13 protein-coding genes are annotated in these 15,228 nt (G+C 60.1%); 6 read left to right on the top strand and 7 right to left on the bottom strand.

The features are described from left to right. Window positions 1-546: 546 nt before the first annotated feature. Together P3T17_RS18495 and P3T17_RS18490 are read left to right on the top strand one after the other, a co-directional pair. Complete coding sequence (locus tag P3T17_RS18495; RefSeq protein WP_074266262.1) at window positions 547-891, top strand: DUF4148 domain-containing protein; 345 nt, start codon at window positions 547-549, stop codon at window positions 889-891. 241 nt (window positions 892-1,132) lie between these two features. Next, complete coding sequence (locus P3T17_RS18490; protein WP_429408534.1) at window positions 1,133-1,855, top strand: alpha/beta hydrolase; 723 nt, start codon at window positions 1,133-1,135, stop codon at window positions 1,853-1,855. Between the two features lie 16 nt (window positions 1,856-1,871). On the opposite strand, the gene P3T17_RS18485 is transcribed toward P3T17_RS18490, so the two are convergent. Then, entirely contained in the window at window positions 1,872-2,756 is an 885-nt protein-coding gene (locus P3T17_RS18485; protein ID WP_429408386.1) for a LysR family transcriptional regulator, read from the bottom strand. A 78-nt stretch (window positions 2,757-2,834) separates the two neighbouring features. Here P3T17_RS18485 and P3T17_RS18480 point away from each other — a divergent pair, with 78 nt between their 5' ends. Next, a complete protein-coding gene (locus P3T17_RS18480; protein ID WP_429408384.1) occupies window positions 2,835-4,136 on the top strand; it encodes an aspartate aminotransferase family protein in 1,302 nt (433 codons plus the stop codon). A 234-nt stretch (window positions 4,137-4,370) separates the two neighbouring features. On the opposite strand, the gene P3T17_RS18475 is transcribed toward P3T17_RS18480, so the two are convergent. The 3 genes from P3T17_RS18475 to P3T17_RS18465 all read right to left on the bottom strand — a co-directional run bounded on the left by P3T17_RS18475 (window position 4,371) and on the right by P3T17_RS18465 (window position 6,809). Beyond that, window positions 4,371-5,588, bottom strand: a complete 1,218-nt coding sequence (locus tag P3T17_RS18475) for a diguanylate cyclase domain-containing protein (RefSeq protein WP_429408382.1) — start codon at window positions 5,586-5,588, stop codon at window positions 4,371-4,373. A gap of 223 nt (window positions 5,589-5,811) precedes the next feature. After that, window positions 5,812-6,351: a Spy/CpxP family protein refolding chaperone gene (locus P3T17_RS18470; RefSeq protein ID WP_074266258.1), complete on the bottom strand. Its 540-nt coding sequence runs from the start codon at window positions 6,349-6,351 to the stop codon at window positions 5,812-5,814. 104 nt (window positions 6,352-6,455) lie between these two features. Then, window positions 6,456-6,809, bottom strand: coding sequence for a hypothetical protein (locus P3T17_RS18465; RefSeq protein ID WP_217272861.1), 354 nt, complete (start codon window positions 6,807-6,809; stop codon window positions 6,456-6,458). Between the two features lie 320 nt (window positions 6,810-7,129). On the opposite strand from P3T17_RS18465, the gene P3T17_RS18460 reads away from it, so the two are divergent. Continuing rightward, window positions 7,130-8,677: a hypothetical protein gene (locus P3T17_RS18460; protein WP_429408380.1), complete on the top strand. Its 1,548-nt coding sequence runs from the start codon at window positions 7,130-7,132 to the stop codon at window positions 8,675-8,677. 103 nt (window positions 8,678-8,780) lie between these two features. Here P3T17_RS18460 and P3T17_RS18455 read toward each other — a convergent pair whose 3' ends face one another. Beyond that, window positions 8,781-9,653, bottom strand: a complete 873-nt coding sequence (locus tag P3T17_RS18455) for a manganese catalase family protein (RefSeq protein ID WP_074266256.1) — start codon at window positions 9,651-9,653, stop codon at window positions 8,781-8,783. 425 nt (window positions 9,654-10,078) lie between these two features. On the opposite strand from P3T17_RS18455, the gene P3T17_RS18450 reads away from it, so the two are divergent. Beyond that, window positions 10,079-10,516, top strand: a complete 438-nt coding sequence (locus tag P3T17_RS18450; protein WP_429408379.1) for a CopG family transcriptional regulator — start codon at window positions 10,079-10,081, stop codon at window positions 10,514-10,516. A 38-nt stretch (window positions 10,517-10,554) separates the two neighbouring features. Continuing rightward, window positions 10,555-11,727, top strand: coding sequence for an extracellular catalytic domain type 1 short-chain-length polyhydroxyalkanoate depolymerase (locus P3T17_RS18445; protein WP_429408533.1), 1,173 nt, complete (start codon window positions 10,555-10,557; stop codon window positions 11,725-11,727). Window positions 11,728-11,749: 22 nt separating this feature from the next. Here P3T17_RS18445 and P3T17_RS18440 read toward each other — a convergent pair whose 3' ends face one another. Next, entirely contained in the window at window positions 11,750-13,012 is a 1,263-nt protein-coding gene (locus tag P3T17_RS18440) for a multidrug effflux MFS transporter (RefSeq protein ID WP_429286060.1), read from the bottom strand. Window positions 13,013-13,237: 225 nt separating this feature from the next. Continuing rightward, entirely contained in the window at window positions 13,238-15,220 is a 1,983-nt protein-coding gene (locus P3T17_RS18435) for a glycoside hydrolase family 127 protein (RefSeq protein WP_429408377.1), read from the bottom strand. Window positions 15,221-15,228 lie beyond the last annotated feature (8 nt).

Below are 15,228 nucleotides of genomic sequence, written 5' to 3'. Positions count from 1 at the left end.
GCCGACAGCATCCCTCAGATAAAAAAACGCCGCCGATGTTCAGGCGGCTCAACAGGGGATGTTGAGCGTCATAGTTGCAGGGGAAAATTAAGCCAGACTTAAGACCACGTCAGAAAGCCCTGATCGGGACAGAACTTAACGATTGACGTGGTAACCGGCGTTAAGCGTTTGCAGAAACGCAACGGCGCATCGGTAACGCGTGTTTCGCGACCCTCAGAAGCATTTCACGCTGCGTATTGCCGACTGGTCGCAAATGGCTGGAGGCCGCGATGCGCCTGCGCGAATATTTGTCTGTCGCAGGAAATTGGTCTCCGGCTCCAGCCAGCAAGGGCTTGCGAGGGATGAACACGAGCCGCCGAGAGGTTGCTTCGAAAAATCCTGGAATAAACCCTGGCACCCTGTGTTCGCCCTTATGTAGACGCAGTACGAGGCGCGTAGCACAAGGCCATGGGTCATAGGCCGTAGGCCAGAACCGGACTGTTTATCTCAACCCCGAAGGCGGTTTTAACTGCCAACTAAATTTAACGTTACTTAGGAATCTTAATCATGTACAAGATGCTCGCAGGTTTTGCTCTCGCCGCTGCCACGCTCGGCGCCCCTGTTCTCAGCTTTGCTCAGTCGAATGCACCCGTGACCCGTGCGGAAGTTCGTGCCGATCTCGTGCGTGTCGAGCAGGCCGGATATACCCCGGGTCAAAACGACATCAACTACCCGGCTGACATTCAGGCTGCCGAAGCAAAGATCGCTTCGCAGAACGATCAGCAACTGACCAACCAGGCCGTCGGCGGTGTCACGCAGAACGGTAGCTCGGCATCGGGTTCGGCATCCCGTACGGCGATGCGCTCTTGTGTCGGCCCGGTCAGCTTCTGCAACGTGTACTTCGGTAGCTAAATGCTGCATCCAGGATCCTGCGCGATGGGTTGTCTTGTGCAGGATCGCCAGTTGTTCCAGTCGTAGAAGTAGGTGGCTTGATAGACGAGTGCGTCGCACAGTCGAGCATGACTTGCCAGTCAAGCCAGCTATTTTTTAAAAATTTCGTTTTCCTTATTAATGGAGTTTGATCGTGAAAGTCTTACCTCTCGCTGCATCGATTCTTTCCTTGTCCGCATGCCTGTTTGCATCGACCGGTGCCATGGCGCAACAGACACAACCCGCCACCCCGATCAAGAACATTGTTCTGGTACACGGCGCGTGGGTGGATGGCTCGGGCTGGAAGCCGGTGTACGACATCCTCACCAAAGATGGCTACCACGTCACCATGGTGCAGGAACCGCTGACTTCGCTGGACGACGATGTCGCGGCCACGAAGCGCGTGATCGACCTGCAGGATGGTCCTACGATTCTCGTCGCACATAGCTACGGCGGCTCGATCATCACTGAGGCTGGCGTCGATCCGAAAGTGGCTGGGCTCGTGTATGTGGCCGCACATGCGCCGGCTGTCGGCGAAGACGAGTCGGACCTGGGCAAGCAATACCCGAGCTATACCTCGAAGCAGCCGGGCGCCATCAAGAAGACCGACGATGGCTATACGTACCTGAATCCGGCGGATTTCCCCAAGGATTTCGCCGCGGACCTGCCGCTGAAGCAGGCGCAATTCGAAGCGCAATCGCAGATCCTGACGGCAGCGAAGGTCTTCTCGGCGCCGATGACGGTCGCTGCATGGACCACCAAGCCAAGCTGGGGTATCGTGGCCGCTGACGACAAGATCATCAATCCGGATCTCGAACGCTTCTACTACCAGCGTGCCCATAGCCATACCACGGTGCTGGCTGGCGCAAGTCATTCGGTGTACGAATCGCGTCCGAAGGAAGTGGCGGCTGTAATTGAAGACGCAGCGAAGCACGCCCAGCAGTAATGCGCCCGAAGCGCAATCAAAGCAACGGCAGCGTAAGCCTGATGTGCTCCGCGAATACCGCGGTCAGCGGCGCGGGGCGCTTACGCTCGAACCTGAGTGTAATGGCGATGGTGGGCAACGGCGGAAGCGCTGGATCGCCGTTGATTATGGCGAGGTCCGGCGGGACGGCTGTCTGCGTAATTACAGCAAAGGCTTGCCCCGAGCGCACCAGCGCTGTGAGCCCCGCAAGGCTGCTGCTCGCACAGGCAACGCGGTAAGCCCTGCCCGCGCGTTGCAGCGCTTCGCAGGCCGCTACGTGATCGAGCGTGTCCGGATCGGAAAGCGCCAGCGGCAAGGGGTCGAAGTGCGCGGGATCCAGTCCCGGATAGCCCACCCAGACCAGCGGCTCGCGGCGAATGATGCCGTCATCCGGCGCATCCTCCGGCAACGAAATCAGGGCGAGGTCCAGCGCATGCATCTCCAGTTGTTCGATCAAGCGTGGGGTGGGCGCGCACATGACGTCCACCTGGGCATGCGGGTGGTGGGCTGAAAACTGCCGGAGCAGGGGCGGCAGGAACACGGCAGCGTAGTCGTCCGGGCAACCGAAGCGGATCGTGCCCGAAAGCCCTTTGCCGGAGAGATCGGCCATCGCTTCGTCGTGGAGTCGCAGAATGCGCAGGGCATGCACCAGCAGGCGTTCACCGGGGTTCGTCAGCACGACCCCGCGCCCCGTGCGCTGGAATAGCGGCTGATCGACGATTTCTTCGAGGCGCTTCATCTGCTGGCTCAGCGCAGACTGGGTCCGGCCTATCCGGATAGCCGCGCGGCTGAACGCCCGCACTTCGGCGATGACGGCGAACGAGCGCAGCAGGTCGATTTCGAGTGAAAGGCTCAAGGTATTAGGCTCGCTTCTAGCTTCCATTAAAACTATTCGATTCTATGAAAGCAGAGAGCCATCTAGACTGCAAGCTATTCTCGCCAATAGCCCAGGAGAACCACGGTGTCCCGGAACAACGACGAAGTTTTTTGGCGCAACGCCAGGCAGCACCTCATCCGCTATGGCGGCACCTTCGAGCCGATGATCATCGAGCGCGCCCAGGGTAGTTTCGTCTATGACGCAGACGGCCGCGCGATCCTCGATTTCACCTCGGGACAGATGAGCGCGGTGCTCGGACACAGCCATCCGGAGATCGTCTCGGTCATCAACGAATACGCCGGCAAACTCGACCATCTCTTCAGCGGGATGCTTTCGCGACCGGTGGTCGATCTGGCGACCCGCCTCGCCGACATCACGCCTGACGGACTCGACCGCGCGCTGCTGCTCAGCACCGGCGCGGAATCGAATGAGGCTGCGATTCGCATGGCGAAGCTTGTCACCGGTAAATACGAAATCGTTGGTTTTGCGCAGTCGTGGCACGGTATGACAGGGGCCGCGGCATCCGCGACGTACAGTGCCGGTCGTAAGGGCGTCGGCCCGGCGGCGGTGGGCTCGTTCGCGATTCCGGCCCCGTTCCTCTACCGGCCGCGTTTCGAGCGCAACGGCGAATACGATTACCTTGCAGAACTGGACTACGCGTTCGATCTCATCGACCGCCAGTCCAGCGGCAATCTCGCCGCCTTTATTGCAGAACCGATTCTCAGCTCCGGCGGGATCATCGAACTGCCGCAAGGCTACATGGCCGCGCTGAAGCGCAAGTGCGAGGAGCGCGGCATGCTATTGATCCTCGATGAAGCGCAGACCGGCGTCGGGCGCACCGGCACGATGTTCGCCTGCCAGCGCGATGGTGTCACGCCCGACATTCTCACCCTGTCGAAGACGCTGGGCGCCGGTTTGCCGCTTGCGGCCATCGTGACCTCCGCGCAGATCGAGGAGCGGGCCCATGAATTGGGTTATCTGTTTTATACGACGCACGTGTCCGACCCGCTGCCCGCCGCCGTCGGTCTGCGGGTGCTGGATGTGGTCGAACGCGAGGGGCTGGTTGCGCGGGCGAACGTGATGGGCGAGCGTCTCAAACGCGGCCTTGTGGATCTGATGGAGCGCTTCGACTGCATCGGCGACATCCGTGGACGCGGGCTGCTTCTGGGTATGGAGATCGTCAAGGATCGCCGCACGAAGGAGCCGGCGGATGGACTCGGCGCAAAGATCACCCGCGAGTGCATGAACCTGGGCCTCAGCATGAACATCGTGCAACTGCCGGGTATGGGCGGTGTGTTCCGGATTGCCCCGCCGTTGACTGTCAGCGAGGATGAGATCGACTTGGGTCTTGAACTGCTCGGGAAGGCGATTGAACACTCGCTGTAAGCACCCCAACATTATCGTTGATGAGGCGATGAGCGGTCATCCGATGATCCGCAATGAGGGCCACGAATGCCGCTGCTGCTGGCTGCTCGCAGCAGGTGCGACGACGCCTTGCGGCAAAATGCGGCATAATGTGGCTCTCTCAGGTTCTGGCAATGGCCCTCGGAATAGCCAGAATCTTTTTAGCCGACCCTAACAGGTCGGCTTTTTTTCGATCACGGTGTGCCGCATCGGGAGTTACGAGCGTTCCCGAGCGCCAGTTTTTTGCCGTCCACCGGCCGGCTCGACCATCGGGTGCGCGCCGCTCTGCGCGAGTTCAAGCCGATTCCCACCCAGCGACTTCGCTCTGTACAACGCCTGATCGGCGGCTGCCAGCAGGTCGACGAGCGTGGATGCCTCGTCCTCAAACTGCGCGAGTCCAATGCTGACCGTAGCCCGGATCCCGAGGCCGCTCACTCTGAGCGGGGCCGTTTCGGCAAAAAGTCTGGCAACGGTTTCGCCCACCTCTTTGGCGCGGAGGGTGTCATGACGAAACAGCAGGGCAGCAAATTCTTCTCCGCCGATGCGGGCGAGAATTGCCTCGGGTCCCATTACGCTGCGGGCAATGTCCGCAAACGACTTCAGGACCTCGTCTCCCGTTTTATGACCGTATTGATCGTTGATCGCCTTGAAGCGATCGAGGTCGAAGGCAAGCAGCGAAACTGGCCGCCACGTGTCCCCTTCGCGGATGACCCGGCCGCCTTCTTCGAAGAACCATCTGCGATTGCCAAGGCGGGTCAGATAATCGGTTTGGGATTCCTGCAAAAGCCGGCCATGAGTTTCCTCGCGAATTAACCTGAGCAAGGTCATCGGTAGAACTACCGAATATAAAACGCCTTCGTAGATTGTGATTTCACCGGCAATAGCCACTATGTTCTGTCCATATACGGCCGCTAGCCACGGCAACGCGAATGCCCTGGCGGCATAAAGGACAGCATGGATAGTGGTCACCATCGCGGCGATGTGCCGCGATTGCAACGATTTCATCTCATCGTTTCGCAGCAACTCGCGAGACGTCATAACGGAAACTACCGCAATTGGAAATGCACAGACATAGCTCCACACGGCGTTCGGCCATCGCGCACCGGCGATTGCCCACACCAGCGCCTGCAGAACGAGGATAGCGATAGAAACCGCACGGTAATGTCGACCGCTCAGGGATGCGACACCGTGCAGGATCAAAAGATAGCCGCTGAGAATGACGAGATTGCTTAAGGCAGAGCCGGAAATACCGGGCAGTGCTTGACGGATGATCACCGCTGCACATCCGACGGCAAGCGTGGCGTATCCCGCTGCCAGTAGCCTCAATTCCTTGCTGCGCCGGGGATGCGTTCGATGCTCCCAGAGCGTCATCCCAGAGCTGGCGAGTAGCGTTCCGATCGCAAGAAGGTAAAGGGTGAGAAGATCGACGTGCATCGCTGACGTTAGAGCGCTCCGCCGGTACGCGGCGGCTGGAGTCGCATTTTACGCCGAAAAATTTGATGACATCGTAACGTCAAGCGCTCACATGGCAAGGCAATCGTGAGCTCTGCGCCGGTCTGAAACGGCGAGGACTGACCCGTCACGCACGACCGCCGATCACGTCATGCAGTCTTGCAGATGGGTCAACCGTGTTGCTTCGCGTCGTTTGCGAATGGTGTTAGTTGGAAGCAGGCGCCGGTGCTGAAGCAGCACCCATTGCAGCAGGCGCGTGCTTGTGCTGGGCGGGGTGATGCTTTCCGTGCGCATGCTCATTCCTGAACAGCACATCCGCAGTTGCTTTCTGATCGTCCGACAGCGTCGCGTACAGCGCGCTGAACGCAGTGGACAACTTCTGCATATTCTCGGCATGCACCTGGGCTAATGATGCATACGATTTCATGGCGTCATCCGCGTTCATGGACGGAAGCTTTTTTGCCCGCTCATGAAAAGCCTGATCGGCGCTCGCAGCGTTGTCACGCATGGTTTGCGCGAAGGCGTCCCATTGCTGCGACTGCTGGTCGGTGATCTTCAGTTCAGCATGCAGTTCGTCGATCCGCTGCGCCACGATATCCTGGTGCTTCTGCGCATGAGCGGCAGCCCGCCCGCCTGGCGTCGTAGGGGCCGCACTGCTCGCGGGCGTCTGCGCCCATGCCGAAGCGCTCGCGAAGACAAACGTCAACAACGCAGGCATAAATACTTTACGGACGGAGGTTTTCATGTATGGATGCTCGTTTTGAATGATGGGTCTGGCGACGGCCGCAACCTATGCAATATGGTGCGATGAGCTAACGGACCGCCGGATCGGATCAGGTTATGGGACGATCAATAACCAGGAGGATAGTTGTTCGGATAGTAAGCGACGCCCGGCGGGGGCGGCGGTGGGGGAGACGAATACACCACTGCGGGCGGCGGTTGCAAAGCACTGGTGATCGCTGCGCCCGCGACCGCGCCCAGCAACGCTCCGACGATCAGCCCGCCACCACCGCCGCCGCCACCGCCACCATGGTAACCACCGCGATAGCCTCCGCCGCCGTGATAGCCGCCGCCTCCATGGTGACCACCGCCTCCACGTGAGTAGTGTTGCGCCTGTGCAGGCAGCGCGGACATCGCCATCAGAACCGCCACGACCGCCATTGCGACGCGTCGGCGTGACGGAGTGTGAGACATCTGAATCATGAGTCGTGCTCCTTCCATTCAGTTTCACATGCGTAGGACCACCATTTCATCTGCCAGCGATCGAACTAGTGTGACCCTTTGGACGCCCGTCAGTTCCGCGCATTGTGTCCAGATAATGCAATTGATTCAAAGCGGAGAAGAATGGGCTCGAAAACGCAATGAAATAGCAGCTTATGTCTCCTTTCTCAATGGATTTCCACGGGTTTTAATAAAACCAAATATTACGTTTAAAGATTTGCAGTTCTTTGTCGATATATCGACTGAAAGCGCAGGCCCGCAGATGACCGCGATCATCCATCGAAAATAACAAAGCACCGCATATGACCACACTACTGCCATTAAACGCAGGCGTTCTCCCAACGGTGACGCCATCATCGAGCAAGACGAATAGCATCGCTTCGACCGCTAGCGTCGCGTCGGATACCGCTGTCGGCGGGAGCGAATCGACGATTGTCACCATCCCATCCGCGAGCCTCGAATCGCCGCTCCTGTACACGTCACAAGGGTCGCTGATAGGTGGGGAGCCAAGCGTTACCTGGGCTCAGAGCAACACCGATGCCGTTTCTCTGACGATGGCGGGCGATGCCATGTCGAATACGATGTCCGGTCAGTTCTACAATCTGGGAAGCGCGCTGCTCGATCGCTTCAAGACTAACGGTAGCAATTTCTCGCAGTCGGTCACGATTGCCGGGGCGGATGGAGTGGGTGCAACCGCACTAGCGGAACAGGGTGCGCAAGGCGATGTGAAGCTGACCGTCAAGACCGCGAGCGGCGTCACGGTCGATATCGAAATGGACAGCGACGACGGCACGCTTTCGGTCAGCATGAACAGCAGCGGGACCTTGAGCAGCAGCGAGCGCACCGCGCTGACAGGACTGGCCGATGGATTTCAGCAGGCAATCGACGGCCTGAGCGGTGTTCCGCCGCAACTCAATCTGAGCGGTTTGATGCAGTACGACCCGTCGGTACTGTCGTCGGTGAATCTGCAATTCAATGTGACAGGCGAGGGATCAAACAACATATCGGCCAATATTGCGCTGAACAGTTCAACGCGCAGCGTGAAAGTCACGGACTCGACCGGTTCGATCAACCTCAGTGTCGATACGAGCGATTCCGCGATCTGGGGTTCGGGCGCGCAACGTGACCAGGCCATTGCAAGCTATCTGACACAGTTCGACAACGCCAACACGGAAGGCCACGGCGACGCCACGCTGATGTCGATGTTCAAGGACGCGTTCAGCCAGATGAACGGCGACTATGGCACGCCGTCGCAACAGCTTCCGGGTACGGACGGCGTATCGTGGGTCGCGCAGTCGGATCACGCCTTGTTCACCGGGCTGGCCGATTTCACAGGCTCGATGACCGATAACGCGGTGTCGTCCAATCCGTGGCTGCCGGATCAAACGGATACGTTTTCCTATCAGGTCTCCCAAAGTACTCAAACCACCGGCAATCAGCAGAGCGGCGCGATTTCGCAAACCCAGCACTCGAGTTTGCAAGCGAGTTATCACGAGTCGCTATCGGGTGGCCCGGTTCAACTGGGCATGTCGCCATCGACCCAGAGCTACAACTATATACAGGTCGACGACGACGCCAACAGCGCGGTCAACATCGCGACGCAACGCGGCCAGATAGTGCAGGCGACGCTGAATCAGTCGTCCAGTCAATCCACAGAGAAGTCCGAATATGTGAGAGGGCTGCTGGTATCGGACGTCACCACGCCGACGAACTCGTCCAACTCGAAAGATCTGCTGGCGTTGCTGAAGCCCTTCCTTGGCGACGGCGATGCCGAACAGGACAGCGCCTCCTGGCAACAGGAACTTTCGACCCTACACGGGATGGTTTTGCTGAACGCCAATCCAGACTGAAAAGCCCGCGGCTGCGGGCGTGACGATTTCGTCGCAAATCTCGCGACAGACGTGAGGCACTGGAAGCGCGGCCGTTAGGACAACCGCGCTTCCGTTAGCCGCTTCAGACGGTCTGACCTGCGCCGAGATCAGCACCCGTGGTCGGGTCCGAGGTCGCATCCGATGCCGTTCTCGCCGCCATCGCCTGCAGCACCTTGACATCGCCGCGCGATACATTGACCGTGGCCATTCCGTCGCCGCCATCTACCGCCGGCTCGGGAGATTCGACGAACTCCCAATCCGGACCGTCGTTCCATGGACCGCGCGGCGCATCGTCGCCTCGCGACATGTTGTAGTACACGCTGGTGTATTGCGGCACGCCAGGCAGCTTGCCCTGAGGAAAGTTCGGCTGGATCGAGTGCAGCGCTTTCTCAAAGGATTTCTGATGGGCGATTTCGCGTGTCATCAGAAATCCAAGTGTCTCCTTGATACCCGGATCGTCCGTGACGTTGATGAGACGTTCATAGACGATCTTCGCGCGAGCTTCGGCAGCAATGTTCGAGCGCAGATCGGCCGTCGGCTCACCGATCGTGTCGACATACGAAGCGCACCACGGCACGCCAGCCGAGTTGGTCAGGGCCGGACCGCCACCGTACAGCAATGCTGTCGTATGGGAGTCGTTTCCTCCACCTGTCATGGATCGATACAGCTCCGCCTCGGCCTCCACGGCTTCGGCCAGTTGGCCTTTTGCGCTCTTGTTCAGCATCGCGACAATCGAGCCAACAATTTCCAGGTGACTCAACTCTTCGGTTGCGATATCGAACAGCAGATCCTTGCGGCCCGGATCATCTTCGCCGACCGCCTGGGTGAAATACCGGCACGCAGCACCGAGCTCTCCCTGAGGTCCGCCGAACTGCTCGAGCAGCAGATTCGCAAGACCGGGGTTCGGCGCGGCGACACGTACGGTGTACTGAAGACGTTTGTTGTGAATGAACATGAGACTTCTCCGGTGATTGGCCGAAGCAACTCCATGAGGGTGCGGACGTGAAGTAGTTACGTCGTACCTGTGCAGAATCGCGTGCGACCTTGAATCAACCCGGACGGCGGTACAACCGGAATGGTTGTCCGCACCCAACGATGGGCGCCCGGCTCTCAGAGCAACGGACGCTCTGGCGGATGTACGGCGAAGATGCCGTGCATGGCAACGTGTTGCCGCTAGTAGTCCAGCATGCGCTGTGCCCATCCTGCAATTCCGTTTGGGCAACGGCAATGAATCGCGACGAGTCGGTCGTTTGCCTTTTAGGGGTTGTTCACCGGCGAGCGCCGTGTGTGTGGTGGCCCCATATGTAGGAGTTGACGCGGCACGCTGTTCACTCTATAACCATCTCATGACCATCTGGATGGATGGTATAGGGATGGAAAATGAACAAACGCAAACCGCAGGATTCGCTTGTCGTCGCACCTCGTCCAAAGGGCGGGGAGACCGAGAAGATCACCATTAATCTCGGCCCGGTCGACCTCGGCCAGATCGATCTGCTGGTCGAAGAAGGCTTTTATTCGAACCGCACCGATCTGATTCGCACGGCGATCAGAAACCAGTTGGCGACCCACGCCCAGACTGTCAGTGAGACGGTCACACGCCGGGCGTTGGTGCTGGGTCTGCAGCACTTCTCCAGGCAAGACCTGGAATCGGCACAAGCAGCCAGACAGCGTCTGAATATTCATGTGCTGGGACTTGCCAGCATTGCATCCGACGTCACCCCTGAACTCGCGCTTGCCACGATCGAGTCGGTCGTGGTGCTCGGCTCATTCCACGCATCACCCGCGGTCAAGGCAGCGTTAGCCGGAAGAATCAGCTAGCCCGGCCGGCTGCTTCAGCCGACATAAGGAACACGATGATGAAGATGAACGAAGATTTCCTGTCCTCGATGCAGGAAGCGATGCGTCTGCTGCGTACGGCTGGGCCGCTCGAAGCTACCGCAGCGATTCAACGAGCGCTGCGCGATAGCGATAGCGATGGCGATGGCGATGGCGATGGCGACGGAGCCGGCAGGCAAGGCTCCACGACGGCTCAGCCGCCTGCTGCTACACGCGATGCGCCACCTCCTCGCGACGGCACGGCCGCCGGGAGTCGATTTGCCCGAACGCATGCAACGGATGCGTCCTCACACCCGCATGTTGCCAGGCAGACAGATGTCGAAGACTGCGGATATTTCATTGAGCGCGCTTACACCAATGAAGCGGGACAGCGCAAGTACAAGCTCTACGTGCCCAGCGGCTACAGGGATACACCATTGCCGCTGATCGTGATGTTGCATGGCTGTACCCAGGACGCGGACGATTTCGCACTGGGCACCCGCATGAACGCGCTCGCCGAGCGCCACGACTGTCTCGTCGCGTACCCCATCCAGCCGCAGAGGGCGAATGCGTCGAAATGCTGGAACTGGTTCAAGCCGGGCGACCAGCAGCGCGAGCGCGGCGAGCCGTCGTTGATTGCGGGAATCACCCGTGACGTGATGGCCAGCTATAGCATCGATCCGGCCCGCGTGTACGTCGCCGGCTTGTCGGCAGGTGGAGCGATGGCCGCCGTGATGATTCACAGCTATCCGGAACTGTATGCCGCAGCGGGAATTCACTCGGGGCTGCCCTATCGCTGCGCGCACGACTTGCCTTCGGCACTTGCCGCGATGAAGGGGGGCAAACCGATACGACGCGGGCCGCTTGCAGACCGTGGCGATGGGCCGGGCATGCCGAAGCGGCCGTTGATCGTCTTTCATGGCGACGCGGACGCAACGGTTCACCCGTCCAATGGTGGCGAGCTCGTGCGGGAATTCAGCGCCGGTATTTCACCCGTCGATGAGGTGCCGGAACGCCGCGCAGGCATGCGTGCATGCACACGGCGGCTGCTGACAGCGGCCAACGGCGTGGACGCGGAGTATTGGACCATTCATGGCGCACCGCACGCATGGGCCGGTGGCAGCGCTCGCGGAACGTACACGGACGCTAGCGGCCCGGATGCCAGCGCCGAGATGATGCGATTCTTTCTCGCGCATCCACAGCAACGGCCATAACGCCGGGCGAGACTGAACGCCCTCACACCGCTTCGCCGCCCGGGCACACCACAGGCTCCGGCGGTAGTTGCGCCAGATGTCGCAGCAGCTTCATCACCATCCAGACGACGGTGAGCGAGAGGATCACGAAGAACGCTGCGAGCGGCGTCAGGACCTGCACCGACACGAAGCCGGCGAGCCCCATCATCGCCGACGACACCAGCAGCAGCGCACACCCAAGGATCGCGCTCGTCAGGCCGGCAATATGCGGGAACAGCGAATTGCCCTTGGCCATAAACGTGGGATACATCGCGCCGGCGCAGAATCCCATTACGAGCACGGGCGTAGCGAGTGTCCAGATGCGCAGGCCGACCGTCAGCGCAAGCAGCAGCATGGCGATCGCGGCAGCGGCCATCATGCGCGCACCGATCTGCAACCGCTGCTCGGCGGTCGGCAGACGCGGGCTGTGCAGGCGGTTCGACAGACCGCCCAGGAAGTACATCAAGCCGATGCCGAGCGCGAGGTAAGCGAAAAAGGTCGGCGGTTTGTGCAAGGTGTTCTGCACCATGAACGGCCCGACGATGTTGAACACGAGCAGGATGCTGTAGCACAGCCCCTGCGCGAGAAAGCAGCTCTGGAACACCGGACTCGAGAGCACCTTGCCCGCGTTCGTCAATAGCGTGCGCGGTTCCAGATGTACCGGCCGCCGCAACGTCTCGCGATAGCGCCACACCAATGCCCACATCACTAGCGAATAGACGAGCAGGAAGACAAGACAGGCGCGCCAGCCAAACCACGTTTGCAGATGCGCGCCGATCACGGGCGCCACGATCGGCGCGAGTCCCCACGCGATCGCCATGTAGGTGAATGCATGTACCAGTGTCTGCCCGGAGAACGAATCGGTGATGATCGCTTTCGCGAGCAGGTTGGTCGCGGCGATACCGAAGCCCTGCAGACAACGGGCGAGGAGGAAGGTCTCCAGATTCGGCGCAGCGAGCGACAACAGACAGCCGATTGTAAAAATTACGAGGCCGAATGCAAGTACGGGCTTGCGTCCGTATGCATCGGCTACGGGCCCGAAGACGAGCTGACCGATCGCATAAGCGGCCATGTAGCCGGACACGCTCGACTGGATCGCTTGAGGCGAAGTCGCGAAGAAACGTGCCATTGCGGGTAACGCGGGCACGTAAATGTCGATCGCGAGCTGTCCGGCTGAGGCGAACAGGCAGATCAGGAGCAACAGAAAGCGCGGCGAGTTAGGTTCGCGCGCGGGCATGCCGGCGCGGCCTGAGAAAGTGTGGTTCATGACAGCATCGAAGAGACGGATTCGGGGCGCGATATGAGTCGATGCGAGTGTGGAGCGCAGCGTATGGATGGCGCCATCGCCACGTATTGTGCCCGTTATCGCGCAAACCGACGCGATTCCCCTTGCGAGCGAGAGGGTTGGCCGCGAAAATCAATGTTCGCAGATGGTCGAACCCCGTCGCATGCCGTCAGTCATCACCACGGGTACATCGGGTATCTGAAGCCCTTATTCGCCCCGATAATTCAGCCACACCTTCATGGGTCCGCTCTCGCGGTTGTGCCAGGTGAAGTAGGGGATAGCCACGAACGTTGTTTCTCCAGGCCGCGCTCCTTCGGTTGCGCGCGTTGCCGGATTCAACGGCCTGTAGAGCGAGCTCGACCAGTCTGACTCTATTTCCTGCCGTCGCGCAGTGCCTTTGAGCACGACAACGCCGCCAAGCTGTTGCTCACGCCATTCCGTTTCGATGCGTTGAGGATCGACATATAGCTCGTCGAGATCGAGACCGGGCATGTCGGCATGCTCGACGCAGTACAGCACCGGCCCGCGGCTCAGCGCGATCCGGCCACGATTCTCGGCCACCTTCGGATGGCTTTGCCATATACGGGCCGTCATGGGCAGCTCAAGCCGAACCGAATCGCCTTGTTCCCACAGGCGTCGAATCGCAATGTAGCCGTTCGCGTCCGGCGTGGCGTCGACCGCGTTGCCATTGACCGCTACCGTGACCGGCAGATTCGGGTGAGCGGTTGCTGCCGATTGCCCTTGCGCCGCGATCAATCCACCCGCGCCGTCCACCCACCCCGGAACCCGCAGCTTCAGCGCGAACTCCGCTTGCGCGTCGATGCCGATCTCAACCACACCGTCCCACGGATAACGCGTCTGCTGGCGCAGTTTCACCGTGTGCCCACTAAAGTCGATACGCGCATCGCTCTCCATATACAGCTGCACGTAAATCGAATCGGCATCGGTGCCGTAGACATATCCGGGAAGCGAAGCGACGGTCCGTGCGACGTTCGGCGGACAACATGCACAGTAGTACCAGGGTTGCCGGCGATGGCCGCCGTCGTCCTCCAGAGGGTTCACGTAGTAGTACGCCTGGCCGTCGAGCGACCAGCCCGGCAGCATGCCGTTGTACAGCGTCCATTCGAACAGGTCTGCGTAACGTGCATTGCCCGTTGCGGCCAGCAGACGATGGCACCACATCATGCTGCCTATCGCCGCGCAAGTCTCCGTATAGGCCTGCGCATTCGGCAGCTCGTAGTTCGCGCCAATCGCCTCTCCATCATGCCGTGAGCCGACGCCGCCGGTGATGTACATGCGCTGTGCCGTCAGCCGGCTCCAGAGCGTTTCAAGCCGCGGCAGCAGGGCTGCTTCGCCGGTCTCCAGATAGAGATCCGTCACGCCGCATGCCATGTACAAGGCGCGGACAGCATGCCCGGCAAGCGCTTCCATTTTCTCGAACGGCACGTCGTCCTGGAAGTACGCGTCACCGAAGCGGCCGCCTGTGAGAAGGCCATGACCGCGTGCTTCGATAAAGAAGCGTGCAAGCTTGAGATACCGCTCGTGTCCCGTTTCCCGCGCCAGTTCGATGAGCGCCATTTCGATTTCTTCGTGTCCGTCGATGTCCTCGATCTTGCCTTCCGATTTCGGACCGAAGCGCTCGCACAACAGGTCGGCGACACGGACGGCAACATTGAGCAGGCGGCGCTGACCAGTCGCACGATGGTGGGCCACCGCAGCCTGGATCAGATGGCCCGCACAGTACATCTCATGAAGATCACGCAGGTTGGTCCAGCGTTCGCCTTCGCGTTCCAGGCAGAAATAGCTGTCGATATAACCGTCTTCACCCTGCGCACGCTCGATCAGGGTGATGCCCTCATCGATACGTTTCTCGAGCAGCGCATCGGGCCCACGCGCGACGACCCACGACGCTGCTTCGAGCCATTTGTACAGGTCGCTGTCGTTGAAGAACAGCCCCACGTGCGGGCCGTCGTACTCACCGAACACCCGCCGGAAGTTGTTGAGCCGCCCAGTGCTTTCGAGGAGCTCCCACTGGCTTGGCAGGGTCCGCTCGAGATTGGTCGCAAACCGTGGCCCCCAGAAATCGCCTTTCAGGTCGACTGCGTTGACCGCCACGGGTTTGATGTGCGCATAGCGGGTAGATGCTGCATCGACAACGACAGGTGGGCGCAAGGTTCTCGTATCGTTCATGGTGTGCA

It is taken from the genome of Paraburkholderia sp. GAS82 (assembly GCF_050436285.1).
Classification (GTDB): domain Bacteria; phylum Pseudomonadota; class Gammaproteobacteria; order Burkholderiales; family Burkholderiaceae; genus Paraburkholderia; species Paraburkholderia phenazinium_B.
The sequence above is the reverse complement of the archived record's forward strand: the minus strand, read 5'-3'. Positions and strand labels throughout refer to the sequence as shown.